The organism is Achromobacter sp. 77 (genome assembly GCF_020541125.1).
Classification (GTDB): domain Bacteria; phylum Pseudomonadota; class Gammaproteobacteria; order Burkholderiales; family Burkholderiaceae_B; genus Achromobacter; species Achromobacter mucicolens.
In genome coordinates this window covers 1122662-1149391 of the sequence record NZ_CP059848.1, presented here as the reverse complement: position 1 = coordinate 1149391, position 26730 = coordinate 1122662, and the positions used below count along the sequence as shown (strand labels likewise).

Annotated in this window: 20 protein-coding genes; 11 read left to right on the top strand and 9 right to left on the bottom strand. The window is 63.8% G+C overall.

Features of this window, described 5'->3' with window-relative positions:
* Positions 1 to 61: 61 nt before the first annotated feature.
* Both H4P35_RS05180 and H4P35_RS05175 read right to left on the bottom strand, forming a co-directional pair.
* Positions 62 to 1270 carry a CaiB/BaiF CoA-transferase family protein gene (locus H4P35_RS05180; protein ID WP_152383611.1) on the bottom strand — a complete coding sequence of 403 codons (1209 nt, stop codon included), beginning with the start codon at positions 1268 to 1270 and terminating at the stop codon, positions 62 to 64.
* Between the two features lie 173 nt (positions 1271 to 1443).
* Positions 1444 to 2358, bottom strand: coding sequence for a LysR family transcriptional regulator (locus tag H4P35_RS05175; RefSeq protein WP_142050530.1), 915 nt, complete (start codon positions 2356 to 2358; stop codon positions 1444 to 1446).
* Positions 2359 to 2920: 562 nt separating this feature from the next.
* On the opposite strand from H4P35_RS05175, the gene H4P35_RS05170 reads away from it, so the two are divergent.
* Positions 2921 to 3586: an SOS response-associated peptidase gene (locus H4P35_RS05170; protein WP_226848345.1), complete on the top strand. Its 666-nt coding sequence runs from the start codon at positions 2921 to 2923 to the stop codon at positions 3584 to 3586.
* An 8-nt stretch (positions 3587 to 3594) separates the two neighbouring features.
* On the opposite strand, the gene tssM is transcribed toward H4P35_RS05170, so the two are convergent.
* Genes tssM through tssH form a run of 5 tightly spaced genes read right to left on the bottom strand, consistent with a single transcriptional unit; the run spans position 3595 to position 13600 of the window.
* The gene (gene tssM / locus H4P35_RS05165; RefSeq protein WP_226848344.1) at positions 3595 to 7296 is read right to left on the bottom strand and encodes a type VI secretion system membrane subunit TssM; all 3702 of its coding nucleotides are present in this window, start codon (positions 7294 to 7296) and stop codon (positions 3595 to 3597) included.
* A gap of 24 nt (positions 7297 to 7320) precedes the next feature.
* Positions 7321 to 8775, bottom strand: a complete 1455-nt coding sequence (gene tssA / locus H4P35_RS05160; RefSeq protein ID WP_226848343.1) for a type VI secretion system protein TssA — start codon at positions 8773 to 8775, stop codon at positions 7321 to 7323.
* Complete coding sequence (gene vasI / locus H4P35_RS05155) at positions 8763 to 9452, bottom strand: type VI secretion system-associated protein VasI (protein WP_226848342.1); 690 nt, start codon at positions 9450 to 9452, stop codon at positions 8763 to 8765. Before vasI ends, tssA begins: the two co-directional genes overlap by 13 nt.
* Positions 9449 to 11014: a sigma 54-interacting transcriptional regulator gene (locus H4P35_RS05150; protein WP_226848341.1), complete on the bottom strand. Its 1566-nt coding sequence runs from the start codon at positions 11012 to 11014 to the stop codon at positions 9449 to 9451. Before H4P35_RS05150 ends, vasI begins: the two co-directional genes overlap by 4 nt.
* A 9-nt stretch (positions 11015 to 11023) precedes the next feature.
* Positions 11024 to 13600: a type VI secretion system ATPase TssH gene (tssH, locus tag H4P35_RS05145; RefSeq protein ID WP_226848340.1), complete on the bottom strand. Its 2577-nt coding sequence runs from the start codon at positions 13598 to 13600 to the stop codon at positions 11024 to 11026.
* Positions 13601 to 13914: 314 nt separating this feature from the next.
* Here tssH and tssB point away from each other — a divergent pair, with 314 nt between their 5' ends.
* The 10 genes from tssB to H4P35_RS05095 all read left to right on the top strand — a co-directional run bounded on the left by tssB (position 13915) and on the right by H4P35_RS05095 (position 24395).
* Positions 13915 to 14421: a type VI secretion system contractile sheath small subunit gene (tssB, locus tag H4P35_RS05140; RefSeq protein ID WP_062840436.1), complete on the top strand. Its 507-nt coding sequence runs from the start codon at positions 13915 to 13917 to the stop codon at positions 14419 to 14421.
* A gap of 46 nt (positions 14422 to 14467) precedes the next feature.
* Positions 14468 to 15940 carry a type VI secretion system contractile sheath large subunit gene (tssC, locus tag H4P35_RS05135; protein ID WP_226848339.1) on the top strand — a complete coding sequence of 491 codons (1473 nt, stop codon included), beginning with the start codon at positions 14468 to 14470 and terminating at the stop codon, positions 15938 to 15940.
* 6 nt (positions 15941 to 15946) lie between these two features.
* Entirely contained in the window at positions 15947 to 16372 is a 426-nt protein-coding gene (gene tssE, locus H4P35_RS05130) for a type VI secretion system baseplate subunit TssE (RefSeq protein WP_226848338.1), read from the top strand.
* Positions 16373 to 16398: 26 nt separating this feature from the next.
* On the top strand, positions 16399 to 18165 hold the full coding sequence (gene tssF, locus H4P35_RS05125; RefSeq protein ID WP_226848337.1) for a type VI secretion system baseplate subunit TssF: 1767 nt from the start codon (positions 16399 to 16401) through the stop codon (positions 18163 to 18165).
* Positions 18129 to 19148 carry a type VI secretion system baseplate subunit TssG gene (tssG, locus tag H4P35_RS05120; RefSeq protein WP_180098953.1) on the top strand — a complete coding sequence of 340 codons (1020 nt, stop codon included), beginning with the start codon at positions 18129 to 18131 and terminating at the stop codon, positions 19146 to 19148. Before tssF ends, tssG begins: the two co-directional genes overlap by 37 nt.
* Complete coding sequence (gene tagH, locus H4P35_RS05115) at positions 19145 to 20503, top strand: type VI secretion system-associated FHA domain protein TagH (protein WP_226848336.1); 1359 nt, start codon at positions 19145 to 19147, stop codon at positions 20501 to 20503. Before tssG ends, tagH begins: the two co-directional genes overlap by 4 nt.
* Positions 20500 to 21510: a type VI secretion system lipoprotein TssJ gene (gene tssJ, locus H4P35_RS05110; protein ID WP_226848335.1), complete on the top strand. Its 1011-nt coding sequence runs from the start codon at positions 20500 to 20502 to the stop codon at positions 21508 to 21510. Before tagH ends, tssJ begins: the two co-directional genes overlap by 4 nt.
* Positions 21507 to 22844, top strand: a complete 1338-nt coding sequence (tssK, locus tag H4P35_RS05105) for a type VI secretion system baseplate subunit TssK (protein WP_226849438.1) — start codon at positions 21507 to 21509, stop codon at positions 22842 to 22844. The genes tssJ and tssK overlap by 4 nt, the downstream gene beginning before the upstream one ends.
* Position 22845: 1 nt before the next feature.
* The gene (icmH, locus tag H4P35_RS05100) at positions 22846 to 23673 is read left to right on the top strand and encodes a type IVB secretion system protein IcmH/DotU (RefSeq protein ID WP_082586261.1); all 828 of its coding nucleotides are present in this window, start codon (positions 22846 to 22848) and stop codon (positions 23671 to 23673) included.
* A gap of 179 nt (positions 23674 to 23852) precedes the next feature.
* On the top strand, positions 23853 to 24395 hold the full coding sequence (locus H4P35_RS05095; protein ID WP_255616285.1) for a PIN domain-containing protein: 543 nt from the start codon (positions 23853 to 23855) through the stop codon (positions 24393 to 24395).
* A gap of 59 nt (positions 24396 to 24454) precedes the next feature.
* Here H4P35_RS05095 and H4P35_RS05090 read toward each other — a convergent pair whose 3' ends face one another.
* Together H4P35_RS05090 and H4P35_RS05085 are read right to left on the bottom strand one after the other, a co-directional pair.
* Positions 24455 to 25960 (bottom strand): tripartite tricarboxylate transporter permease, encoded by a 1506-nt coding sequence (locus tag H4P35_RS05090; RefSeq protein WP_056321454.1) that lies wholly within the window; start codon positions 25958 to 25960, stop codon positions 24455 to 24457.
* 10 nt (positions 25961 to 25970) lie between these two features.
* A complete protein-coding gene (locus H4P35_RS05085) occupies positions 25971 to 26393 on the bottom strand; it encodes a tripartite tricarboxylate transporter TctB family protein (RefSeq protein WP_056321452.1) in 423 nt (140 codons plus the stop codon).
* Between the last annotated feature and the right edge of the window lie 337 nt (positions 26394 to 26730).

The following is a 26730-nucleotide window of genomic DNA, read 5'->3' as shown; positions in this document are numbered from 1 at the left end:
TGATGGACGTCTTGGCGGTCTGGCGCCGCCTCGACAGGGATCGGGCGCTACTGCCCGTCGTTCATGCAATCACTCCCGAAGCGCGCAACGCGTCGATGCGGGCCGCATCCAGCCCCAGGCCCTGCAGAATCGCGTGAGTCTGCGCGCCCTGCGTGGGCGGATCGAACCGCTTGCCCGCCTTGCGGCCGTCGAACTCGATGGGCAGCGCGGCGGCCGAGATTTCTCCGCCGTCCGGCAGCCGCGTTTTCAAGAGCGCCCCGCCAGCGTTCAAGTGCGCATCGTCGAGCAGGTCGTGCGGCTGGCGGATCGGGCCATACGACAGGTTGGCCTCTTCCAGCGCGGCGCACAGGTCGTCGGTCTTCCAGGCCTTCAGGATCTCGCCCACGCCCGGCACCAGCCACGACCGCGCGGCTTCGCGATCGACGGCGGTCGCCAGGCGCGGGTCCGCGGCCCACTCGGGCGGCAGGAATTTCTGCGCGAAGTTGCGCCATTGCGCATCGCCCACCACCGCGACGAACACGCGGCCATCCGCCGTCTCGAAGACGTCGTACACGCCCCATGGCGGCTTGCGCTCCGCGCCCATGGGTTTGGGCGCCGTGCCCGTCAACTGGAACTGCGCGATGAACTGCGCAACGAGTAGAAGATTGTTTTCAAAGAGCCCGGACCGGACATGGCGTCCGCGGCCCGTCGCGTGGCGGTCGTGCAGCGCGGCCAGCGCGCCCACCACCCCGAACGTGCCGCCCAGGATGTCGTTGACAGACGCCGCCACACGCTGCGGCGTGTCCGCGCCGCCGTTGATGTAGGCCAGCCCGCCCATCATCTGCACCACCTCGTCCAGGGCTGTGCGGTGCTTGTAGGGACCGGACAGAAAGCCCTTGAGCGACACATAGATCAGCCCCGGGTTCTCGGCCGACAGCGATTCATAATCCAGGCCGTACTGCGCCAGGCTGCCGTCGCGGAAGTTCTCCACGATCATGTCGGTCTGAAGCGCCAGCTTGCGCACGACCTCCTGCCCCTCGGGCGACTTCAGGTCGATCGCCAGGCTCTGCTTGTTGCGGTTGAAGACGGGAAAGTAGCCGCTGCCGGATCCCTTCAGGCGGCGCGTGCGGTCGCCATCGATGGGTTCCACCTTGATGACGTCGGCGCCCAGGTCCGCCAGCGACAGGCCGGCGGCCGGCCCCATGATCATGTGGGACAGTTCCAGGACCTTGATGCCGCGCAGGGGCAGTTCGGTGCTGTCCATGAAGGGTGAAGCCGGTGCTGCTGTCATCTCGGGTTCCTCTTGCCAGCCTGTTCGATGGAAGCGCAGCGGCAGCCAGGGACACTCGCCCGCCGCCGCCCGCCTGCCTGCATGATCGCGGGCGGGCGGCCAGGGCGGGTAGCGGTCTTTCAGCACGGGGGCATTCTCGTTTGGGAACGTCCGGGTTACCCCTGAGACGCCCGTCAGCTGCCCAGCACGCCCAGATGCGCCAGCAGCGCGCGGGCGGCCGGCGACAAGGCGTCCGGATCCCGCACCGCGACGCACAGCGGCGTGCTGGACCAGGGCCCCTCCAGCGGAATGAAGCGGATGTCCAGGTGCGCCAGCCGCGCCTTCAGGTAATGGGGCACCACGGCCACGCCCATGCCGCGCGCCACCAGCAGGCAGATGGTCTCGTGCGAACTGACCCGCGCGCTGATGCGACGCGTCATGCCCGCGTCGCGCGCGGCCTGGTCGAACACGCTGCTGATGCCGTTGTCCCGGTTCAGCTCGATCAATTCGAACGGCAGCAATTGCGCGTACCCCAGCGTCTCGCGATCGGCCAGCAGGTGCCGGCCGGGCACCACCGCCGCCAGTTCGCAATGGCCAAAGGGAAATACCTGCAGACCGTCATGGCCGAAGTCCGATCCCGCCGCCACGTCCGCCTGCCCTTCCAGCACCGCACGAAAGGCCGTCTGCGTGGTGTCCTCTTCCAACGAGATATCGATCTGCGGGTTCGCGCGGCGAAAAGACTGGATCTGCGCCGGCAGGTCACCCGACAGGGCCGCGAAACTGACCGCCAGCCGGATATGCCCGCGCACCCCGGTCGCGAATCCCGCCATGTCGCGGTGCATGCGGTCCATGTCTTCCAGCACGCGGCGCACGTGCGCGGCCAGCGCATCGCCCGCCGGCGTCGGCTGCACGCCCTTCACGCCGCGCTCGAGCAGCGGCACGCCAAACGCGTCCTCCATCTCCGACATGCGCTTGCTGACTGCGGACGGCACGATGTTTTCACGGGCGGCGGCGCGCGCCAGGCTGCCCTCTTCCAAGGCCGCCAGGAACAGGCGCAGGGAAACGGGGTCGATGTCGCGGGATGGCGGGGCGGGCGGACTGGGTTTCATGGCGCAAAGTGTCGTCCGGAGTCCGGGCCCGCAGGGATCGGGGTTTACCCGCGCGCGGCCGCGGCAACAATTCACCGCCGCACGCGCGGCCATGCGGTCTAGATGGTATAGTCTCGCCCGCTGCCGGCCCCACGCGGACCGCGCATCGCCCGAGTGGTGAAATTGGTAGACACAAGGGACTTGAACAAATTTGAGCCCTTTGGAGGAAACTCCAAAGGTGTAGCCCGTCAAACTCGGTGAAGGCCCTGGACCCCGTCCGCGCTAATGCCGAGCCAAGCCCCGGTGGCCAACCGGGGAAGGTGTAGAGAGCAGACGGCGGGCACCTAAGGCCGGCAAGGCTATGGTGAAGGCGTGCTCCAGACCACGAACAGCAAGCCTGTGCTGGCGGCGAAAGCCGAAGTGGTAAGAAAATCCCTCGGCCTCGCGGCCGTACCGGTTCGATTCCGGTCTCGGGCACCACCCCTCGCATCACCCCCGCACTGGACAAACCGCGCACCGGCGCGGCAAGCTTGGACTTCGAGACGCGCTCCCAGCGCGCCGCCCGTTACACCGGGAGCCGTCCATGTGTTCGCACTATCAGACGCTGAAAGACGCCGAACTGCTGCTGCAGAAGTTCGGCGTGCGCCGCAAACCCGCCGCCATCGGCAAGTACGACATGTGGCCTCGATACGAAGGGCTGTTCGTGCGCCGCCCGCCCGAACACGACGCGGGCGACGATGCGGTCCCGGAACGCGAGGCGGTCACCGGCCGCTGGGGCTTGATCAGCGCCATGACCCGCACGGGCGGCCTGGACCGCGCCAGCAAGCTGTCGACCTTCAACGCCCGCGCCGAGACGGCCGCCGCGTCCTACACCTTCGGCAACGCCTGGCGCCGCGCGCAACGCTGCATCATCCCCGCCGACGCGATCTTCGAACCCGACTGGACCTCCGGCAAGGCCGTGGCCACCCGCTTCACCCGCGCCGACGGCAAGCCCATGGGCATCGCGGGGCTGTGGGACCGGTATCGCGATGCGGCGCGGCAATGGCACGAGACCTACACCATGCTCACCATCAACGCCGACCTCGATCCCCTGTTCAGCCGCTACCACCAACCCGGCACGGAAAAGCGCATGGTCGTGATCCTGCCTGAAGGCGCATACGGCGACTGGCTGACCGCCGCAGCGGAGCGAAGCCGCGAAATGCTGGTCCCGTTTCCGGCGGAACAGCTGACGGCCACGCCGCTGGGTTGAGCGCCAACTCAGCGCGTGAGCGATGCGGACCTTCCGTTGGCCTGCCGGGCATTCACGACGGCAACGGCCTTCTCCTTGCGCGGCAGGTCCGCCAACAAGGTCCGAGGCAGGGCGAATCCCTGGAAGAGCGGGTGTGTGAATGGATTGTGGGACTTTTCAGCAGACACCCGGTAACGCATCGCACCATCGCTGGCGCCGAAGCTCAGGTCCACGCTGGTCGCGTTGGCGCTGTCCAGCCGCGCCTGGCTCAACAGGCGGAACAACGACCAAGGCCCGCGATACGCAAGCGTGCTGCTGGTGCCGTTACTGCGCACCAATGTGACGCGGCTTTCCGTGTTGGCGCCCAAGCTGTTGGGCCAGATCAGCACGACGCTGTTGGCCGCCCCATGGCTGTAGGAGATCAACTGGCCCTCCACGCTCAGAACGCTGCTTCGTCGCGTTGCCGCCAGTCCCAAGGGCTCCACGCTGAACTGAACGCTCAACGCCCCCCGGCTATTGAAAAACGCATCCTGGATCCGGTCTGCGGCTTCGAGCTGTTCAAGGACGTCCATGCGCACCAAATAGCCTCCGTGCCGCTCGGAATGCAACGCCTCGAGGTTGTCTTCCAGAAACAGCTTCAGGTATTGCTCCTTGAATTGGGCCAGCCGTCCTTGCGGCCCAAACATGGCGGTGAAATCCTCGAGCGACGCGTCGGTCCGGCCCGCCGGATTGAACGGATAGCGGTTGGCCAAACGTTCGTCGTAAAAGCGATAGACCTCGGTGTTCCAGCGCCGTTCCAGCTCCTTGAGCGCCTCGATCACGAGAACCTGCGACGATTCATCCGCCAGCTTTTTCACCTGCCGGTTGAGCGGCTCCGGCATACCCGCGGCGATGCGCTGAAGGTTGCCGATGGGGTCATCGCCCTTGAGAGTGAATCGCTCCAGCACCACGCTGAGGGCCGCCTTGCCCGGGTCCGGGCTGTCCTGAACGCTCTTCACAACGTCATGGACCCGAGCCACGGCAGCGATGCTCTCGTCCAGATACGAAGGTTTAAGTTCCGTTGCGCGCAGCACATCGGTCAACGAACGGAAGGGACGCGCGATCGCGGCAATCTGCTGGTCCTTGGCCACGCGGGCGGGAGATGCCGCGTCGCCCTCCGGCTTGTCCAGCGGCATGCGCGCATCCAAAGGTTGCAGGCTGGTGTTGTCGCGTACCGTCTCCACCAGCCGCCGCAAGGGGGCTGCAGGGCTGATGACGCTGCCCAGGACGCTCACCGCCTGGGCAATGTCGTCAAAGTCGGCTACCTCCAGACGATTCAAGCTGCGCTGCCACGTGTCGATGTAGTCGCGGTTGTAGATCGCGCGAACCCGGATGGCGAGCGCCTGTTTGTCGGCTTCCGAATACTCGATGCGCGCGCGCTCGCCCAACGTCCATTGATCGATGAGCGCCAGGTCGGTGAAGTCCTCGCTGCGCGGTTCAAAGTACCTCTGGTAACCGCGCGCGGTAAGCAGGGCAGCGATTCGCGTATCCGGACCAGCGGCGTTGCCGGCGTCCACATTCCGGTAAACGATGTCGAAGGCGGGACCGACCTCATTGCGCAGGTCCAGCGGCGATTGCAAGGCCTTGCCGGCCTGCTCGCGCATGCTCATGTATACGCGCTGAGGCATGGGGACCTGCCGCAGCCGGGCCTGGATCTGCGCCACGCGGTCGCGATGCGCCGGCAGATCGGTGCGGGCGTACTTCATGGCATAGGCCAGATGGCGCATCAGCCCGTTCTGCACATCCCCGTCGCCCGGAAACGCCGCCTGCCATCGTGTGCTCATCCAATCCTGCACGACGGGCGCGCGGCGATTGTCGATATCCTCGATCATCCGGTAAACGCGCAGCGCGGCCAACTGCTCGTCGCTGCCGGCCGGCGCCGCGTTGACGGCTTGCATTACCCCCCCGGCAAGTTCGGGCAGAAACCGCCGCGACAGCAGCTGCAGGTACGCTTCATCGACCTTCGGGCCGATCTTGCGGCCTTGGTACAGCCCCAGGTCCGACACCACCGGCCATGCGTCGCGATAGTCGCCAAACACCGAAACCGCGCTACGGATCTGGTCCAGCGGCGCCAGCAAGTTTCGGCCGGTCGGATCAGCGCTGCCATCAATCTGGAAAGCACTGAAGTCCCGGCTGCGCTCCAGCACCCGCGTCGCAAGATCGCGATTGATGTCGTAGTAGCGATACCAGCCACCGATCAACACCAGGCTGCCCAGCGCCGCCACGGCGAACCCCAACCGCAAAACCCGACGCTTGGCGGCCAGCACTTTCAGGTTGTCGCCAGCCAGACCTGCTTCGGGATAGATGATGCGCTGGAAGACCCGCTGCGCAAAATAGACCACGGAGTGGCCGGCCGGTTGAGTGTCCGCCAGCGGTTCTGCCAGTCCATATGATTGCGACGCAGCATTGATGAAGGCATTGCAGAGCAATCCTTGCTGATAGACCGAAGAAAAGTACACACCACGCGGCAGCGCCGGCGTCGTGTAGCGATCGCTGCCCAGCACCTCCCCCAGAAAGCCCAGCAGCACGGGGCGCATGCCGGCCAGTTGGCCGACAAGTGAAAACAGCGCTTCCCGGGTTTCCAATGCGTTGGCATCCGCCAGCGCGTCGAACACGCGTTCGTTCAACCGGGCGATGAAGCCGTCATAGCGGCTGGCCAGTTCCTCGAGCCATGCGTCGTACTGCTTCACGGAATCAAGCGTGAACGTGAACCCGAAGATCTCTTCGCGCACCGCGCGCGGCAGGCGTGAGAAAAACGGCTCGAATCCAGCCAACAGATCGAACTTGCTCAGCACCACATACAGCGGCGGGCGCGTACCCAGGTGCCGGCTCAGTTCGCTCAGGCGCGTTCGCAAAAGGATCGCCAGCGCCTTACGGTCGCTCGCCTTCTGGTTCAGCAATGTCACCAGATCGACCATCAGCACCACGCCATTGAGCGGCCGCCGGCTGCGGTTGCGGCCAAGCCAGTCGATAAGGCCTTCCCACAGGCGCCCGTGCAGGCCGGCGGGCCAGTGCTTGCCAGGCTTGGCGGCACCGTCGGCGCGGGCGTCCTGGGCCACTTCCCCGTTTGCCGGCGCCTCCTCATTTGCCGTTTCGATCTGGCTGATCAGCTCCCCAGGCGGGTCGATCAACACTGCCTCGCCGCCCATCCACCAATCGATGCCATAGGCCAGGTCCGGGTCTGCCGGCGCGCGGACGCTGCCCGACTTGATCTCCCCCGTCAGCGAAAATCGCTGACCCGACCGGTTGATGAAGCTGGTCTTGCCCGAGTTCTGTTGTCCCAGAACCAGGTACCAGGGCAGCGCGTACAGGGCATTGCGGCCGTCCAGATTGGCCCGCAAGGCAGCAAGACTCGCGTCGAGCGCACGCTCCTGCGCCTGGACGAACCGCAATGCCGGGTCCTCCTGTCGTTGCCCCGCCTGCTCGCGTTCGGTCTCCAGCCGACGGTTGCGTCGGCGCAACGCGGCCAGCCAAACGATCAGCGGCAACATCAGGACCGCGAGCATGGCCAGCAGTCTGGCCGGCGCCTCGTCCAGCGGACGGCGGCCGTTCCAGCTTAGTGAGGGGCCAAGCCACCAGATTCCGATCAACACGAACAGCACGCCCAACAGCACCAGCACCGGCATCGCACTCTTGAACTGGCGCAGCACCGGCCCGCCAAATCGCTTGAAATACGCCCAGATCCTCGACATCGCGTTTCCTTCTAAAACCCAGCTTTAACGTTGTGGTTCTTCCGCGCCCGATCGGGCCGGCACGTATTGGCTCAGTGGGCCGAACAGCTCCGGCTCCCACTGGCTGGCAGGCGTGTCCTGCATGAGCCGTCCGACGCCCGCATACAGGTCTTGCGCCAGCCACGACAGGCCGCGCACGGCAAGCATCTCCGCCGCGATGACGCGGGCGTGCCCCCGCTGCCTCGGCGTGGCGTCCTCGCCCTGTAATTCCTGCAGGCGCCGCAAAACGGCTTCCACGCCATCGCTCGCAAGCTGTGCCGACAATTCCTCGCGCAAGACGCGGAACTCCAACGTGGCAGGCTGCGCGGCGTTTTCCGCATCTGCGCCGCTTAGCCAACCCAGCGTCTCGGCGTCAACGAAAGGGCGGCCATCGTTGAACTGCAAGTCGACCAAAACCGGAATGCGGCGCACGAAGCGCTCAGTCGCCGAACGGATCGCCGACGCCACTTCCTTCATTTCCAACCGCCGCGCGATGCTGGCGGCCAGAAAGCTCCCGCGGATCCAATACGGCGACGCCACCACGCTTTTCTCGACACGCTGGAGCAGCGCCGGCGTGACCGTGTTGGCGGTCAGTGCCTCGCCATACCCGTGTGCAATGTCGTTGGGCACCGCCATCAGTTCCGTGCGCATCTCCTTTCGCACGGGCGGCGCCGCGTGCAGATGCGCCCACAGCGCAAAGCGGCGAAGCTGATAGCCGGCCGGATCGTAAGCATCTTGCTGATTGATGAAGTCGGCCACGCTCAACAAAGAGCGCCGGCTCTCGCGTTCGTCTCCCTGCTTCAACGCCTCGCCGGGCACGTTGAAGAAGGCCTCGCTGATGGCCTGGCCGCCCTGCTGCCCCAAGGCGGGCGCGACGGCGGCCGGCTCCGGATACCGGAACTGCTCCACACGTCGGGCGAATTGCGCTTCCAACCGCGCCAGCATGGCAACGTCCAGCTTTGCCGCAGCCGCCTGCGCTTGCAGCGCATCGAGCGCCTTGGAGGCAAACTCCTGGTGTTGCCGGGCGTCGTCCTGCGCTCGCAAGCCACCCAACGCCGCACCCAGCCGCTCGACCTGCAACGCGACGAACCGGCGCTTGACCAGGAATCCGGTCGGGCCGGGCTTGGGAAAGCCTGCCTCCCAATAGCGCTCGACCATGCCGGCCAGTACGTGGGCGGCCTCAGCCCAAGTTCGCCAGGAACCGGCCCGCAATCGGGCCGCGATCAGATGCCCTGCCACGCGAAAGTGCTTGCACTGCGACGCCAGATACTGGCGCGAAGCCTCGTCGACATAGGACCAGTCCAGCCGCGGCTCGTGCAGGCCGCCCAGCTTGACCATCTCATGGTCAATGCCTTGGAACGTCTCATCTTCCTCATCGAACCAGCCAGCAGGACTGGCGACATCCAGCGGCGCAAGCAACGCTTCCAGGTCCAGCGCAGGGTAGTCGATCACCAATGACATGCCTCCCGTTGCTGCGCGATCAGCCCGGTCAACCCAGCCGCGTCGAACATCAGTCCGTGAACGACGGCGTAATCGCTCTCGACGCGCAGCCGCCCCCCCGTGACAAACTGGCGCAGCAGGTCGATGGCCACGAGTCCCCGCCCGGCGTCGACCACGTTGCCGGGCTCGATTACCTGCCACGTCCGAGACGCCGACAATGGCCGTTCGTCGATAAACAGCCGAATGCGGACCTGGTTGCGATCCGCAGGTGCTGGCAAGAGCAGTTGGAGCCGCGAGATATTGGCGATGCAACTGAGGGCGAGATAGACGGAGTCGGCCGCGCCGTCAAGTGCAGGCGCCGAGATGAAGATCTGCGTCTGCCCGGGCGAGGCATCTTCCTGGCGAGAAACAAGAAATGTGTTGTCGCCGTTGCTTCGCTGCGCCTCGTTCTGGCGGATCAGGTCAACCAGGGCGGACGGGCGCGGCACGGCGGATGTCGCTGCGGGAGCGATTACGGAGGGCGAATCAACTGCCGGCATCGGCTCTGGCGGCGTGCCGGCGATGCGATCAAAGCACGCGAGCCGCTGCAGCCCTGACACGATCGCCGTGCAATCGCTCGCGGAAGGAATGGGCGGCGTCTCCGCATGGCAAGTCGCTGCCGCCAGCATCAGAAGGCAAAAGGTGGTCGGAAATTTCATCGGGAAGAGTCCTCGCGGTCCAGGTTCCAGGCCTGGCATCGGCGTGCCAGCGTGCGCTTGGGAATGCCCAGGCTCTGCGCCGCCCGGCTGCGCGAACCTTGCAGTGATTGCAGGCGTGCGGTGACGAGCAGGCGTTCGAAGGTGTGAACCGCATGCGGCAAGTTGTCGGTGTGAAGCAGTCCATGCAGATGGCGATGCACCTGATCGGCGCATTCGAGGGCGTTGCCGCCAGCCTCCGGTTGATGCAGGTGCTGCAAGCCGATCGCCACGCCGGCGCCGGCCCGCTCGGCGGCAACCAGCAACATGCTGCGCAGTTCTCGCACGTTGCCGGGAAAGGGATGGCCCTCCAGGAAAGCCAGCGCGCGTGCCTCCAGCCCCTGAACATGGGTGCGTTGCTCGCGGTTGTGCCTGAGGATCACGTGCGACGCCAGCGCGGCAATGTCACCTGGCCGGTCGCGCAGCGCGGGCAGGTGAAGCGTCTGCTGGCGAATCCGAAAATAAAGGTCCTCGCGGAATCGTCCCGCCTGGATCAACTGCGCCAAGGGCTGATGCGTCGCGCAGATCAGCCGAAAGTCCGAGGCGTGCTCCCGATCGCCTCCAAGCGGCCGATACTTCTTTTCGTTGAGCAACCGTAGCAAGGCGGCCTGCAGGGCAAGCGGCATGTCACCGATCTCATCCAGGAACAGCGTCCCGCCATCGGCCTGCGCCACCAACCCTGCGCGCGCGTGCGTCGCGCCGGTGAAGGCCCCGCGCACATTGCCGAACAGCTCGGCCTCGATCAGGTCCTTGGGAATCGCGGCGCAATTCACCGGCACGAACTTTCCTCCGCGCGGTGACGCCTGATGGATCAACCAGGCGGCGTGGTCCTTGCCCGTTCCTGTTTCACCCGTCAACAGCACGGCGAGCGTGGAGTCGGCAAAGCGCAGGATGTCCTCGCGAACCTGCCTGGCCGCAGGGCTGACGCCGATGAATTCCGCCGCCAGCAAGCGCGCCGTGCGAACGCCGCGGCGCTCCTCCTGCGGCTGGCGCAAGCTGTTCTGGTAGCGCGCGTTTTCGGACGCGCTCATCTGCGCACTCAGGCGCGCCGCCAGAAGCTCATGGGTCTGCAGCAACAATCGCCAAAGCGGATCGGCACGCCAGGTCTGCAGGCGGCGCGCATCGCCAGCCAATACCAGCACGGAGGCGACATGCTGGCGACTGTCGCGCTGCGGCAGCGCAAGCAGCGCGCTTTGCGGTCCCAAGCACTGCGTCAGGCGTTCAAAGCCGGCGCCCACCGCGACCAGCGCAGACAGGCGCTCCACAAAACATGGCTGGCCCGCCGTCAGGCTATAGACGACCGGATCGTCCAGCGCCTCCAGGTCTATCGCCGGAAACGGTTCTATTTCCGGGGGGACGCTGGCGAGTGGCAGCAACTGATCTCCCGCCGCATCGCTCACGTACACACAGGCGGCGCGCAAACTTGCGAATCGGGTGAGAGCGGACAGGAAAGCAACCGCCAGCGCCTGCGGATGGGGGGCCATGGCCAGATTCCTGGCGATCTCGGCCACGTCATGCGCGTTCATCGCCGCGCCTCAGTCCAGACTGGCCGTGAAAGCGCTGGATTGCCACTGCAATCTCGCGTTGCCAAACGGCGCGCCGGTGGCCAGGCGCTGCAAAACCGCCAGGGACAACGGCGGGAGCAGTTCGCCGTCAATGCTCGCGTCCAGCAATCGGGCGCCGTTCGCGTGGCGGTTGCAGCGCCTGCGCAACTCAGCCCGTGCCTCTGTATCGATGTCCAGCACGGCGTCATAGCGCGTGCGGAATTGGGCTTGAAGCCGCGCCAACCGTGCATCGACAATCTCGCCCAGCACGGCTTCGTCCAGGTAGCGGTAGGGAACGACCTGCATGCGGGCAAGCAGCGCGGGCTTGAAAAACGCCAACAGCCGCTGGCGCAGCGCTTCGTCAGTCAAATCCGCCAGCTCACCGCCCTGCTCGTCGAAGCCTAGATTCGACGTCAGGATGAACAGCACGTTCCTGCAGTCGATCTGTCTCCCTTCCCCATCGGCTAGTTCGCCCTTGTCGAAAGCCTGGTAGAAAATGTTCAGCACTTCGGGGTGGGCCTTCTCCACCTCGTCCAACAACACCACGGCGTACGGTTGCCTGCGGATGGCTTCGGTCAGCACACCGCCTTCACCGTAGCCGACATAGCCCGGCGGTGCACCCAGCAGGCGGGACACGGTGTGCTTTTCCTGAAATTCGGACATGTTGATGACCGAGAGGAAATGCTTGCCGCCGAACAGCACCTCGGCCAGCACGAGCGCCGTCTCGGTCTTGCCGACACCGCTGGGACCGGCAAGCAGAAATGCGCCCAGTGGGGTGCCGGGCCGTCGCAGATCCGCCATCGCGGTGAGCAAATGCCTGTGCACGCGGTCTATCGCCGCTTCCTGGCCCTTGACGCGCTCGCGAAGCAAGATCGGCAGTTGCGCCAGACGTTCCGTCTGGCTGCTGTCCAGAGTCGTCACCGGAATTCCTGTCCAGTCCGCGATGACTTGCGCGATCTGCTCCCGGCCAACATCCGCATGCAGCAACGCGCCGCCGCGCTGCAATTCGGCCAGCTCGGCGACCGCCGAGGCGAGGTCCGCATCCTCTTGGACCGACGCGCTTTCGCCTTGGCCGCTTCTCAAGGCCAGAATATCGTCGACCAGTTGCCTTTGGCTTGCCCAGGACGCCTGAACGTGTCCGGTCCGCCGCTGCACGTCGCCTGACATTTCCTCCAGGGCCGCCAATCGTGCGGGATTGGCTTTTTTCCCTGCCCGCGCGTCGCGCCGCAGCAAGGCTGACTCCGCCTCGATCTGAGTCTGCTCCTGCATCAGATTTGCCAGTTTGCGAGGTGGCTCGGCCAACGCGGTGGCCACGCGAGCGCAGGCCGTGTCCAGGACGTCGATTGCCTTGTCCGGCAATTGACGTCCCGACAGATAGCGCGCCGACAATGCGACTGCCGCCTGCAGGGCGTCTTCGCCGATATAGACGCCGTGTGCCTCCTCATAGGTCTGGCGCAGGCCGCGCAGGATGTGAACGGCGCTTTCGGCGCTGGGTTCGTTTACCTTGACCAGTTGGAAGCGGCGCGCAAGGGCCGGGTCCCTCTCGAAGTATTTCTTATATTCCGACCACGTCGTGGCGGCGATGGTGCGCAGTTCGCCGCGCGCCAGCGCGGGCTTGAGAAGATTGGCTGCATCGCCACTTCCTGCTGCATTACCGGCGCCGATCAGCGTGTGCGCTTCGTCGATGAACAGAATGATCGGCCGCGCCGACGACCTGACTTCGTCGATGACCGCCTTCAGCCGCTTTTCGAATTCACCCTTGACGGACGCACCGGCCTGCAGCGCGCCCAAGTCCAACACCCAGATCGCAACCTGTTGCAGCGCTTCGGGCACGCGCCCCTCGGCGATGCGTAGCGCCAGCCCCTCGATGACGGCACTTTTGCCGACCCCGGCGTCTCCCACCACGATGGGATTGTTTTTCCGGCGGCGCGACAGAATGTCGATCACCAGATCGATCTCCGCGTCGCGGCAAAGCACCGGATCTATGCGTCCCTCGCGCGCCTGAGCCGTGAGGTCATGGCCGAACCGGCCCAGCGCGCTGTCGTCACTGTGTGGGGCGGGCAGCGATGCCGCCGCGCCGACCTGGGCGGGTGTTTCCGACGAATCCGCCAGCACTACGCCGAAATTCTTGCGCAGCGCTTCGCGGTTGACGCTCTCGAAATACGAGACCGCCTCCAGGGGCAGATACCGCGGCGCATTGAGCAGGGCCGCAAGGAGCAGGCTGCCTCCCCGAATCTCCGTCTGCCCCAACTCCAACGATCCGAGCAGCCAGGCTTCCTGAAGCAACTCGATCAGCAGCGGAGAAAAGGTTGGGTATTGCTCCGTGCTCTCGGCCTGATACGACGCGCGCCCGGACATGACGGCCCGCGCGCCATCGACGTCCAGCGCGACGTGCCGCAATAACAACCTGACGTCGCCCAGCGGCTGGTCCAGGAGCTTGGACATCACCAGTGCAACAGTGACCTCGGCGCCTCGCTGGCTGATGCACAAGCTGGCAGCTTCTTCCAGAGCCTGACGGCAGGCAGGGTTCAAGCGCTGAATAACTGCGGGCAAATCAATTCTGATCATGGATCGCACTCGGCCGACACGATGTCGTTATTTATCTTCAAGGCCCAAACACGCTCCGCAAATGCAGCCATTAATAACGGAGATTATCTGAAACCCACAAAAATACGCGGCAAGAATATGCGAGGAACAACAAATTAAACAAGCATTTATTTTTCGAATTCTTATTATTCTGCGAACTCGATAACCCCCTTAGGATCACCGAAATCAGTATTTCAAAAACCAAACTGATTAATTACAAAACACCAACCGTCATCGCCCAGCTTAATCAGGGCCTTCCAAATCCGTTGCTTCCGCGTTAATAACCAGGAACTTTCATGGCTACAAAATCGGCTTCCGTCGCCCCACAAGAACGTATCAACATCAAATACGTGCCCGCGACGGGTGATCAGCAGACAGAAATGGAATTGCCCCTCAAGCTGCTCGTCACGGGCGATTTCAAGGGACATGGGGAAGAAGCCGCGCTTGAAGACCGCCCGCTGGTCCGCGTCGACAAGGACAACTTCGACGAGGTCATGGCCGGCGCCGGACTGCAACTGGCCATGCAGGTGCCCACTCGACTCGGCGATGGCCAAGAGGACGACACCCTGAGCGTGGGCCTGCAATTCAAGGGCATCCAGGATTTCGCGCCGGATGCCATCGCCCGGCAGGTGCCAGAACTGAACAAGCTGCTGGAGCTCAGAGAGGCGCTCGTGGCGCTCAAGGGGCCACTGGGCAACGTGCCCGCGTTCCGCAAGCAATTGCAATCGCTGCTGGCCGACGACAAGGCGCGCAGCGCATTGGCCAAGGAACTGGACCTCGTGCTGGACACGTCCGCATCCTGATCCCCCACCCATCACCTACTGCCCACAGGTTTACAAGGACAAGCGCATGAAGGCTCAAGCCAGCGTTGCACCGGAAACGAAACAAAGCCAGGGACTGCTCGAGCAGATCATGGCGCAGACCCGAATCGAACCCACGCACGAGGGTTATGCCGTCGCTGAACGGGGGGTCGCGGCATTCATCGGCGAAATTCTAAAAAGCGATGAACGCGAGCAGCAGGTAAATAAACAGCTCGTCGACCAGATGATTGCCGAAATCGATCGAAAGATCAGTCATCAAATGGATGCGATTCTGCATCACAAGCCGCTGCAGGAACTCGAATCCGCCTGGCGTGGACTCAAATTGCTGGTGGACAGGACGGATTTTCGGGAAAACATCAAGATCGAAATCCTGCACGTCACCAAGGACGAATTGCTCGACGATTTTGAAGGCTGCGGCGACATCACGCGCAGTGGTTTATATAAGCACGTGTACACCGCCGAATATGGGCAGTTCGGCGGCGAGCCGATTGCCAGCATTGTGGGCAACTACACGTTTGGCCCCTCGGCGCCCGACATCAAGCTGCTTAGCTATGTCGCCTCGGTTGGCGCAATGGCCCACGCGCCGTTCCTCGCCGCGGCCGGCGCCGAGTTCCTGAACCTCAAGAGTTTCCAGGATCTGCCCAATCTGAAAGAAGTGAAGGACATTTTCGAAGGTCCGCGCTTTGCGAAATGGCGCGGCCTGCGCGAATCCGAAGACGCCCGCTATCTTGGACTGACCATGCCGCGCTTCTTGTTGCGCCAGCCCTACGATCCCCTTGAAAACCCCGCCCGCAGCTTCGTGTACCGCGAGACGATCGCAGGCGACCATGACAACTATCTGTGGGGCAACACGTCCTACCTGCTCGCCAGCCGTATCACCGAGAGCTTTGCCAAGTATCGCTGGTGCCCGAACATCATCGGACCGCAATCCGGCGGCGCGGTCGACGACCTGCCGGTGCACCTGTACGAATCCCTGGGACAGCTGCAAGCCAAGATTCCCACTGAAGTGCTGGTGTCCGACCGCAAGGAATTCGAGTTGGCCGAAGAGGGTTTCATCCCCCTGACGATGCGCAAGGACAGCGACAACGCCGCCTTTTTCTCCGCCAACTCGGTGCAAAAGCCCAAACGCTTCCAGAAGACGCCCGAAGGCCAGGACGCACAGACAAACTACAAGCTGGGCACGCAACTGCCCTACATGTTCATCATCAACCGCCTGGCGCACTACATCAAGGTCCTTCAGCGCGAGCAGATCGGCAGCTGGAAGGAGCGGCAAGATCTGGAACGTGAGCTCAATGGCTGGCTCAAGCAGTACATCGCGGACCAGGAAAGCCCGTCTTCCGATGTGCGCAGCCGCCGTCCGCTGCGCGCGGCCAAAGTCCAGGTGCAGGACGTTGCCGGCAACCCGGGCTGGTACCAGGTTTCGCTGGCCGTGCGCCCGCATTTCAAGTACATGGGCGCCAACTTCGAGTTGTCGCTCGTGGGCCGCCTGGACAAGGAATAACGCGGCATGCCCAGAACATCCGGGCAGGCGAGCCTGTTCGAGCGGCTGACTCCGGACGCGCCGCCGCGGCGCGTCCGACGCCAGGATGCCGCAGCGGCGCGCATCCTGGCGATCAAGCATCATCTCGAGCTGATCCTCAACAGCCGCCAGGGGTGTTCGCTGAGCACGCCCGGCCTGGGTCTGCGCGACTTCAATGACGCCGCCATCGGCAGCGCCGACCTGCTGCTGCGCGTCAGCCAGGACATCCGCCAGTCGGTGGCCAAGTTCGAACCTCGGGTACGCGTGCTGGCGGTTCGCGCCCGCCCCGATCCCTCGCGTCCGCTTGACCTGACTTTCCGGCTGGACTGCCTGGTTCCCCTTGCCAACGCCGCCGAACAGGTCGAGATCGACCTCGTCATCCACCGCCCGGATCGACTCGCGCGAATCGTATAGCCATCGCCCAAGGAGGCGCATCGAACATGCCGTTGCGGGGAAAATTCCGCGAAGAAATGGATTACCTGCGCAGGCTCGGCCGCGAGTTTGCACGCGACAATCCGCAGCTATCGCAGTTTCTGGGCGACGAAGCGGCCGACCCCGATGTGGAGCGGCTGCTGGAAGGTTTTGCGTTCCTGACGGCCAAGCTGCGGCTCAAGATCGAAGACGACCTTCCCGAGCTGACCCATTCGCTCCTGCAACTCTTGTGGCCGAATTACCTGCGCCCCCTGCCCAGCGTGACCATCATGCGGTTCGACCCGGTCGATCGCGCCATCACGACGCGGCAGGTGATACCAAAGGGTACGCAGATCCAGTCCCACGCCGTCGAGGGAATTCGTTGCGAGTTTCGCACCTGCGCGGACGTCACGATCTATCCGCTACGTATCCAGGAAGTCAGCGATGCGCACTCGCGCGAGAAGTCCATCATGCGTGTGGACCTTGCACCGATGGCGGGAAATTCGCTGGACAGCTTCGACTGCGATCAGCTCGACTTTCACCTGAGCGGTGACGACGCCACTGCCCTGACGCTGTACTTGTGGCTATCCCGATACTTGAGCGAAATACGGGTGGAATGCGGGGGACAAACGCGCCAGCTGTCGCCACGCCAGGTGAGCTTTCCCGGATTCTCTCCCGAAGAAGCGTTGCTTCCCTATCCCAAGAATGTGTTCGACGGCTATCGGATCCTCCAGGAATACTTCATCTTCCCACGCCGCTTTCAGTTCTTCAGCCTGACGGCCTTACGTTCGCTCTGGCCGGCAGACAGCCACGGCAACGTCCGCGTGGAGTTCCATTTCTCGCGCCCCATGCCCGCCGACATCCGGCTGCGCACCAACGACCTGATGCTGTACTGCACGCCTGCAGTGAATCTGTTCGAGCACGATGCAGAGCCCATCAATCTGAATGGCCGTCAGGCAGAGCAACGGATTCTGCCGGGGGGACAACGCCAGGACGCTTACGAAATCTTCAGCATCGATAAGGTGAGCGGTTGGCACCGCAAGGCGGATGGCCAGCGCGGAGAATTCCTGCGCACCTTCCATCCGTTCGAATCACTGCAGCACGAGATCGAACATGCGCAGGGCCGGTCGGCCCTCTACTACCGAACGCGGATCGAGAAGGAATTGGCCGGCGACGGCGTGCGGCATCGGGTTTCGTTCATCCGAAGCGACGAGACCCATTACATCGATGAGGATGAAACCGTTTCGCTTGCGCTGACCTGCACCAACAAGGACCTGCCCCTATCCCTCGCGGCTGGTGACATCTGCCTGCAAACGCAAACCACGCCAACGTTCGCCCGCTATGGCAACGTCACAAGGCCCACGCCGTCATATCGGCCGGTCCTGGACGGCGAACTGCAATGGACGCTGATTTCCAACCTGTCGCTCAATTACCTGTCTTTGCTGTCGACAGAGCCGCTGAAGGCGGTACTTCGCGGCTACGACTTCGCGGCGCTGCATGACATTCAGCGCGCCCGCGCCACGCGAAAGCGGCTGGACGGCATCGAAGGCGCGGTCACCACGCCGACGGACCTGCTGATGAAGGGCCTTCCCATCCGCGGCCTCAAGACAAGCATCCGGCTGGATCCGCAGGCCTTCCTGTGCGAAGGCGACCTGTACCTGTTCGGCACGGTGCTCAGTCACTTCCTCGCCTTGTACGCGAGCATCAATTCCTTTCACCTGCTGGAAGCCACCAACACCGGCAACAACGAACGCTACGAATGGCCCCTGCAGACCGGCAAACAACCGCTGATCTAGCCGACCATCTGCTGGCTGACGCGAAGAACTTTGATTTCTTCCGCCTGCTCGAGCAGTTGCACGGCTTGCACGGCGACAACCTGGAAGCCCCGGACAGCGCGGCGCCGGAGCGCCAGCGTGTGCGCCTTGGCAGCTCCGCAGGACTGGGGTTTCCGGCGTCCGACGTCGAGTTGGCCGAACGCATGCCCGCGTCCGCCAGCAGCGACTACCGCGTGCAAGCCACTTTTTTCGGCCTGCAGGGACCGGATTCCCCCCTGCCCGGCTTTTATCTGGATCGGCTCGCTTACGAATACGGCCAAGGCATTGGCATCCGTCCGGCATTTCTGGACTTCTTCCATCACCGGCTGCTGACGCTGCTGCATCAGGCCTGGCGCAAGTATCGCTATTACGTGCGTTTCCAACGGGAGGCGCAGGATCGGTTCTCGCGCTACGTTTTCGCCATGGTGGGTTTGGGGGACTCGGAGCTGCGCGGCGTGACGCCCATCGCCTGGAGCCGCCTGCTGAGTTATGCGGGCGCGATTGCCGGGCGTAGCCGTTCAGCGCAGGTGGTCGCGGGCATCATTGCGCACTGTTTCGACCTCAAGACGGTGCGCCTGCGCGAGTTCGAGCCGCGATACATGCACATCAACGCTGGCCAACAGCTAATGCTGGGGAGACGCAACGGAACGTTGGGCGACTCCTTTGTGATCGGCGATCGTGTACGTACACGCTATAGCAAGTTCACCATCGTCATTCCCGACCTTGATCAAAGACGTTTTCGCGAGTTCCTGCCCAGCGGCGAGAATTTCGAACGCCTGCGCAAACTGATCGACTTCCTGCTGCGCGACCCGGCCGCTTATGACCTGGAACTCGGGTTGCGGCAGGAAGAGGTCCCGCCCTTCAACCTGGGACGCGCCAGCGGCGCGCATCTGGGTTGGACCAGCTTCGTGGCGCATACGGTCGTGCGCCGCGCCTCCCACGTCAGAATCAAGGCGCGCTTATGACAACCTCCCTCTCCGAGCGCGGCATCGTGCTCGTCGTCGCCAATCCCCAGGCGCTGCAGCATGGCAGCACGCCCCGGCATCGATTTGACTTGAACGGCGGCACCATAGGCAGCCACGGCGCAAGCTGGACCTTGGTGGACAAGGCGGGACGCGTGCTTGCGTTGCACTGCGAGATCCGCCACAGCGACGACGCATTCTGCGTGATAGACCGATCAGGATTCACTCGTGTCAACGATGCGCGCGACCCCTTGGGCGTGATGGTGGGCGCGCGCCTGAGCGACGCCGACGTCCTGCACATCGGGCCGTACAGGGTTACGGTGCACCTGGACGACGCGCTGCATGCGATGCCGGACGCTTCGCGCCATCTCGCCCAGTATGACGTGAGCGAGATCCTCAATGCGCATCGCGCTGCAATGGACGATTTGCCGGCCGACCGCTATCCGTTCGATCAGGCCCGCGGCACACACGGCGCGGATGCTGCCTTCCAGGCTTTGGCTGCCGCCCGCGATTCCCGCACCGACCTTGACCCGCTGCGCGCCCTGGACGCCGCGGAGCAACCTTCGTTCGCCCCGCCCTCGCCACTGGATGCCGGCAATGCGCGGGGCGCAGCGCTTGCGCCCACCCAGCCGGACCTGGCCTCCACCCGTTACGTTGCGGTCGCCGGCTCGCCCAAGATCACTTCTGGAGACTTCAGCATGTCGCAGTCACGCGAACCCACTCTTACCGACCCCGGCTGGACGGCCCCGGCGGCGCCCTCCTTCGGCGATTCTGCGCAGGCGGCGCTGGCGCTGCTTCAGGGCATGGACGTGGCGCTCGATGACATGGACGCGCAGGCGGGCCGTGCACTGCTGGTCGAAGCCGGGCAGGCGCTCGGCGCGGCCATTCGAGGCATTGCTGCGCTGTACGACGCCACGGAGCCTCAGGTATCGCGCTTGGCGATGAACACGCTGACGCTGCAGCCCATCGAGGACAATCCGCTGCGCCTGGGCCAAGGCTATCCGGACACCGTGCGCGCCCTGTTCTCCCGAGAGCGCAGCGTCGTGCATCTGTCGCCCAAGGCCGCGGTCGAAGAGACGATGACGCAGTTCAAGGGGCATCAGGCCGCCATTATCAAGGGAATCGAAGCGGGGCTCGATGCCCTGCTGCAAGCGTTTTCTCCCGAGGTGCTGGTGAACCGCTTCTGCCGCTATGGAAATGAAGATTCCGCCCATGCGGGCTCGAACGACTGGGCATGGCGAATGTACACGCATTACTACGAAGAACTCCGCTCGGCACGCCAGCGCGGTTTCGAGAAACTCTTCTGGGAAGTTTTCGCGCAGTCTTACGAACGCGCCGTGCGTGCGGAGGCCCAATGAAACGTCCGATCCTGGCCGGGCTTGCAGTCAGCATGCTCGTCGGGTGCGGCACGGTGGGCGAGGTCCTGACCAAGACAGGGCAGATCCTGATGGACCCGTCGATACCAGTGGGCGCCCCGGACGATCAGCCCAGCCTGATCGGTCTGAGCCTGTACGCCGCCGACGACGTCAATCCAAATCCTGAGAGCGCCCACGTGCCGCAGCCTGCGGATTTGTCCGGCACCGCCCAGCCGGGAGGCGATGCGAGCGGCGATGCCTTCGAAATCAGCTTGCGATCGGGCAACCGGCACGATTTGATCGGCGAGTTGCGGGCGCTGCTCGACGAACTCGAGGACACAGCGGCGTCGCCGCAATCGATGAGCCGTGTGGATCGCGGCTCGTCCCGCGTCTCCCAAGCCCGTGTCGTCGTGGCCCTATCGCCACTTCCCGCCAGGTTTGATGTATCGCCCCACTACCTGCCCAACCGCGGATTCGGCGCCCCAGCCGCGGCGGCCAGCCAGCACCTGACAAGCGCCCCCTCTCCCCTCGCGCTCGTGGATGAGGACATTGCCGATCCGCAGGCGCACGTGCCGGCGCGCGGTCTTGGGCAGTACAGCCAAGGGCTGGATTTCGCCGCTCTCCCGCCCGCCCCCCCATCGCGCAGCCTGGCCACGCCCATTGCGTTCAAGGTATTGCAACTCAAGGACGATTCGCTGTTGTTGAACGCAGACCCGCTTCTATTGGCCAAGGACCTGGAAAAAGCGCTGGGGACCACCTTCGTGACGCAGGACGACTACGTTCTGCAGCCCGGGCAGTTCAAATACATCGACTTTGCGCGCATCCGCCCGGACACGCGATATGTCGCCATCGTGGCCGACTTCCACGCACAGAACGGCGCTGTGTGGAAGCAGGCGTTCCGTCTGGAGCCAAAGGGACGCCGGTATGCCCTGCTGCTGACGCTGAGCGGCACGCGCGTCGCCATCACCGACGAAAGCCATCGTCCCTTGCAATCGAGTTCCAATCCATGACATCACGCAATCCCGTTATCTGGAGCGAGGGGCTTTTCGTCAAGCCTCAGCATTTTCAACAGCAGGCGCGCGCCGCCGAGCACCACGCCAATCAGCGCATCAGCGGGGTGAGCGAAAACCTGTATGGGTTCAGTGAACTGGAGTTGAACCAGGAATACCTGAGCTTTGGAAAGATTGCGATTGTGCGCGCGCGCGGCGTCATGCCCGACGGAAGCGTATTCGACATCCCCAACGATCAGCCTCCTCCGGTGCCGCTGCCCATCACCGACGCCTCGGCCGTAAACCAGACCGTGTACCTGACGTTGCCGCTGCGTTCCGATGGCGTGCTGGAGGTGCAATGGCCCGAGACCTACGCCAATGCCCGTTACGTGACTCGCAGCGAAGAGGTGCGTGACACGCACAGCCAGGAGGGCGATTACGTGCCGATGAACCTGGCAGCCTTGAATCTGCAACTTGCGCTGGAGCGCGACGACCGCAGCGCGTTTACAGGCATTGCCTTATGCCGCCTGCTCGACCGCCGTCCGGATGGCAGCCTGCTGCTGGACGAGTCGTTCTACCCCACGGGAATCTCGCTGAATGCGATTCCTCCGCTCAAGCGCTATCTCGGGGAGATCGCCGGTCTCATGCGCGAGCGCGCCAAGAACATCGCCGAACGCATCGGCTCTCCCGGCCAGGCCGGCGTCGCCGATGTGACCGATTTCAACCTGCTGCTGGTCCTCAATCGCCTGCATCCGCTGTTCCTGCATCTTGCCCGATTGCGCCGCGTCCATCCGGAGCAGCTGTACGTCGCTTTCAGCCAGGCTTGCGGCGAACTGGTCACCTTCACCGACGAGGGCCGAATTCCTCAGGAGTACCCTGCCTATCAGCACGACGATCCCCGCGCGTCGTTCCGGGTGCTGGAAGACACGTTGCGGCGTGCGCTGAGCACGGTGCTTCAACCCCGTGCGGTTTCGCTGCCCATCGAACGTCAGCAATACGGCGTGCTGACCTGCGCCGTGCACGACCGGCGCCTGTATTCGGAAGCCGACTTCATCCTGGCGGTGCGCGCGCGCATGCCGCTGGACACATTGCGGCAGCAATTCGTGCAGCAGGCCAAGGTGACGTCGATGGAGAGGCTGGGCGAACTGGTCAGCCTGCAGCTCCCGGGCATTCCGTTATTGCCTTTGCCCGTCGCGCCGCGCCACCTGCCCTTTCATGCGGGATTTACCTACTTTCAGTTTGATCGAAGCCACCCAAGCTGGCAGATGATGCGAGAGACGGCGGGGTTTGGTTTCCATATTGCCGGGGATTATCCGGAAATGGAATTGCAGTTCTGGGCGATCAGGAGCCAATGACATGAGCACAATCCAGAATATAAATGCCGAGCCGGAAGGATTTTTTCGAACAAGCCCCGTCGCGGCGATCGAGCAGAAAGGTCTGATCGCATTCGACACCATTGAAAATATCGATCGCGACCCCGATCTGAATTTCCAACTGCGGGGGCATGGCTATAACCCCTTGGTCGACGGCGCACTACCATTATTCGCGCTGGTCATCCGCCTTCGCAAACTGGCGACTTATGAAGGCGTGGAGCAACTTTATGGCGCCGTACGCGACCAGATCGCAGCGCTGGATGAGGAAATCCGCCAGCACGATTACGACAGCGCCACGCAACTGGCCTATCGGTATGCCTTGTGCAGTTTCATCGACGAAGCGGTCATGGGCACGCCCTGGGGCGCGCATTCTCGGTGGGCCGAACGGTCACTGCTCAGCGTGAATCACAACGAAACCTGGGGCGGTGAAAAGTTCTTCACGGTTCTGTCGCGCATGATGATGGACCGCACCAAATACCGCGATGTCCTGGAGTTCAAATACCTGTGCCTGTGCCTCGGCTTCAAAGGCAAATACGGCATGCAACATAATCAGAACGAAGCGCTTCAGGGGATTATTTCCAAATTGCATCGCGAGCTCCGTGCAATGCGTGGCGAGACGCCCGAAGTGCTTACCGATGCGCAGGAGAATATCGTTTCGAGCCGCTATCGCGTTGGCCGCCTTTGGCCCTGGTGGACGCCGTGGGTGAGCGCGGTGGTGGTATTGACGGTCATTTACGGCGCATTCGCCGTCAGCCTGCACGGGACCAGCGATCTGGTGCTGCAAGCGTTGGACGAAATCCTGAAGAAGTAATGCGTGGTCGGGCAGAATGCCGGAAAAAACACTATCCTTCTGCCTCGCCTTCCATTTTTCCGCCCGCCCGGGCGTCCGCGGCGCGCAGCGTGTGCGCGTTTTCCGGACCCGCGGCCGTACCGATCTTGAGCCTGCCCCCTCCTTCTCCCCCGTTCATCGTCCTGGACGCCTGCGTCCTCATGTCTGGCATCCTGCGTCGGCTATTGCTGCGGCTGGCGGAGGCCGGTGTGTTTCAGCCCGTATGGACCGAGCGCATTGGCGAGGAATGGCGCCGCAACGCCTGCCGGATCTGGGATATTCCGCCCGAGGTGATGGCCGATTTTTGGGCGGACATGAACGCGCGGTTTCCGGCGGCCCTGGAATCCGACACGCAGGTCTATGAGGCGTCGCTGCGCTATAGCGACCCCAAGGATTTCCATGTGATCGCGGCCGGGCTGGCGCGGCGCGCGCGCTGCGGGCTGCCGCAGACGCCGACCGTCCAGGTGCTGACGTGGAATCTGAAGGACTTCAACCGTTCCGAGCTGCGCCGCCAGGGCCTGGACGTCTACAACCCGGACCGGATGCTGGTGCAGTGGTGGCATGCGGGGCCCGAAAACATGCAGGATGCGATCGCGCAGATTCCGGCGGACTATGTCGCGCTGGGCCGCGACCCGGAGCCGTTGACGGCAACCCTGCATCGGGAACGCCTGTACGGCCTGAAGAACCTGGTGGCCCGACAATAAAAAAAGGGTCTGGCCGGCTTGCACCGAACCAGACCCGGAGCCAACCGGATCCAAAAAAGTCAGTCGACCTCGACGAAGGCTTCTTCGCGCTTCTTGCGCAGCGCGGGCAATGCCACCAGCACCAGCAGGATCGCGGCAAGCGCGAGCAGCGTGGCCGACAGCGGGCGCGTGACAAAGGTGGAGAACTCGCCACGCGACAGGAGCAGCGCCCGGCGGAAGTTTTCTTCCATCATGGGCCCCAGCACCAGGCCAAGCAGCAGCGGCGCGCCTTCACACCCCAGCTTGCTCCACACGTAGCCGATGATCCCGAAGATGGCGAACATGAAGATGTCGAAGGCGTTGTAGTTCAGTGAATACACCCCGATCGTGCAGAAGACCAGGATCGCGGGGAACAGCATGCGATACGGCACGCGCAGCAGCTTGACCCAGATGCCGATCAGCGGCAGGTTCAGCACCACGAGCATCAGGTTGCCGATCCACATCGAGGCGATCAGCCCCCAGAACAGCTCGGGGTGGCTGGACATGACCTGCGGACCCGGCTGGATGTTGTGGATGGTCATCGCGCCGACCATCAGCGCCATCACCGCGTTGCCCGGGATGCCCAGGGTCAGCAGCGGGATGAACGAGGTCTGCGCGCCGGCGTTATTGGCCGATTCGGGACCGGCCAGACCGGCCGGGTGGCCCTTGCCGAAGCGCTCCGGCTCTTTCGAGAGCTTCTTTTCCAGCGTGTAGGACGCGAACGCCGACAGCACCGAACCGCCGCCCGGCAGGATGCCCAGGGCCGAGCCCAGCGCCGTGCCGCGCACGATGGCCGGCGCGGCCTCGCGGAATTCCTGGCGGTTGGGATACAGCGACCCGACCTTGTCGGTGATCTCGACCCGGTTTTCCTTCAGTTCCAGGTTGCTCATGATTTCCGACAGGCCGAACACGCCCATGGCCACGATGGCGAAGTCGATGCCGTCCTGCAGTTCGGGAATGCTGAAGTCGTAGCGCGCAACGCCCGAGTTCACGTCGGTGCCGACCATGCCCAGCAGCAACCCGAGCAGGATCATGCAGATGGCCTTGGGGAGCGAGCCCGACGCCAGCACCACGGCGCCGATCAGGCCCAGGGCCATCAGCGAGAAGTACTCGGCCGGCCCGAACGCAAAGGCCACTTCGGCCAGCGGCGGCGCAAAGGCGGCGATCAGCACGGTGGCGACGCTGCCGGCGAAGAACGAGCCGATGGCTGCCAGCGATAGCGCGGCCCCGGCCCGCCCGTTTCGGGCCATCTGGTGCCCATCCAGCACGGTCACCACCGCCGAGGTCTCGCCCGGCAGGTTCACCAGAATGGCCGTGGTCGAGCCGCCATACTGCGTGCCGTAGTAGATGCCGGCCAGCATGATGAGGCCCGCGGTGGGCGGCAGCACGTAGGTGATGGGCAGCAGCATGGCGATGGTCGGCACGGGTCCGAGTCCCGGCAGCACCCCCACCAGCGTGCCCAGCAGGCAGCCGATGAATGCGTAGGTCAGGTTTTCGGGGGTGAATGCCACCGAAAAGCCCAACATCAGGTTTTGAAGCAGTTCCATGTCCGGTACCTCAGTTGGTCAGCACGCTGGGCCACAGCGGAAAGATGAGACCCAGCCCGCGAATGAACGCGAGGTAGGAGAACGCCACGAGGAACAGGCCGTTGGCGACGGCGACCTTCCAGTTGAATTCGTGGCTGGCAACGCTGCTGATCAGGACGAGCAGGAATACCGAGAGATACAGCCCGAGATAGCGCAGGGAAAAGCCGTACAGGAACACGGACCCGACGACGAGAAAGAGGATGCGAAAGTCATAGCGGCCGATGGTCGTGGTTTCGGCGCGGGGGGACAAGGCGCTCATCAGCACCGTCGCGCCCATCAGCGCCAGCACGATGCCGAGCCAGAACGGAAAGTAGCCGGGGCCCATGCGCGCCGCGGTTCCCATGGAATACGTGGTCGCCTGCAAGGCGAAGCCTCCTCCCACCACGATAAACATCACGCCAGACCAGAAATCCTGTCTGTTTCTTATCAATCTGCTTTCTCCCTAATTCGTCGCAGCCAGCAAAAGACAGCTTCAAATGCGAACGTTTCTCTTTCGACGAAGCCGCTTCAACAAGCGGCAACGACATGAACGCGGGATGGTAAATCGTGGAACGATACATTCCATATCCGTATCAACCATAACTTTCCGGGGGATATCCCTAGAACACGGAATGGACGCTGGACGGTCGAGGGCCGGTATGAAAATGGCGATGTAATCCAGGAACATCGCCTGAAAAGACCGTTTTTCGGGGAAGTTAGCCTGAGGCCAAAAAGTTCCTTGAAAAATTCAA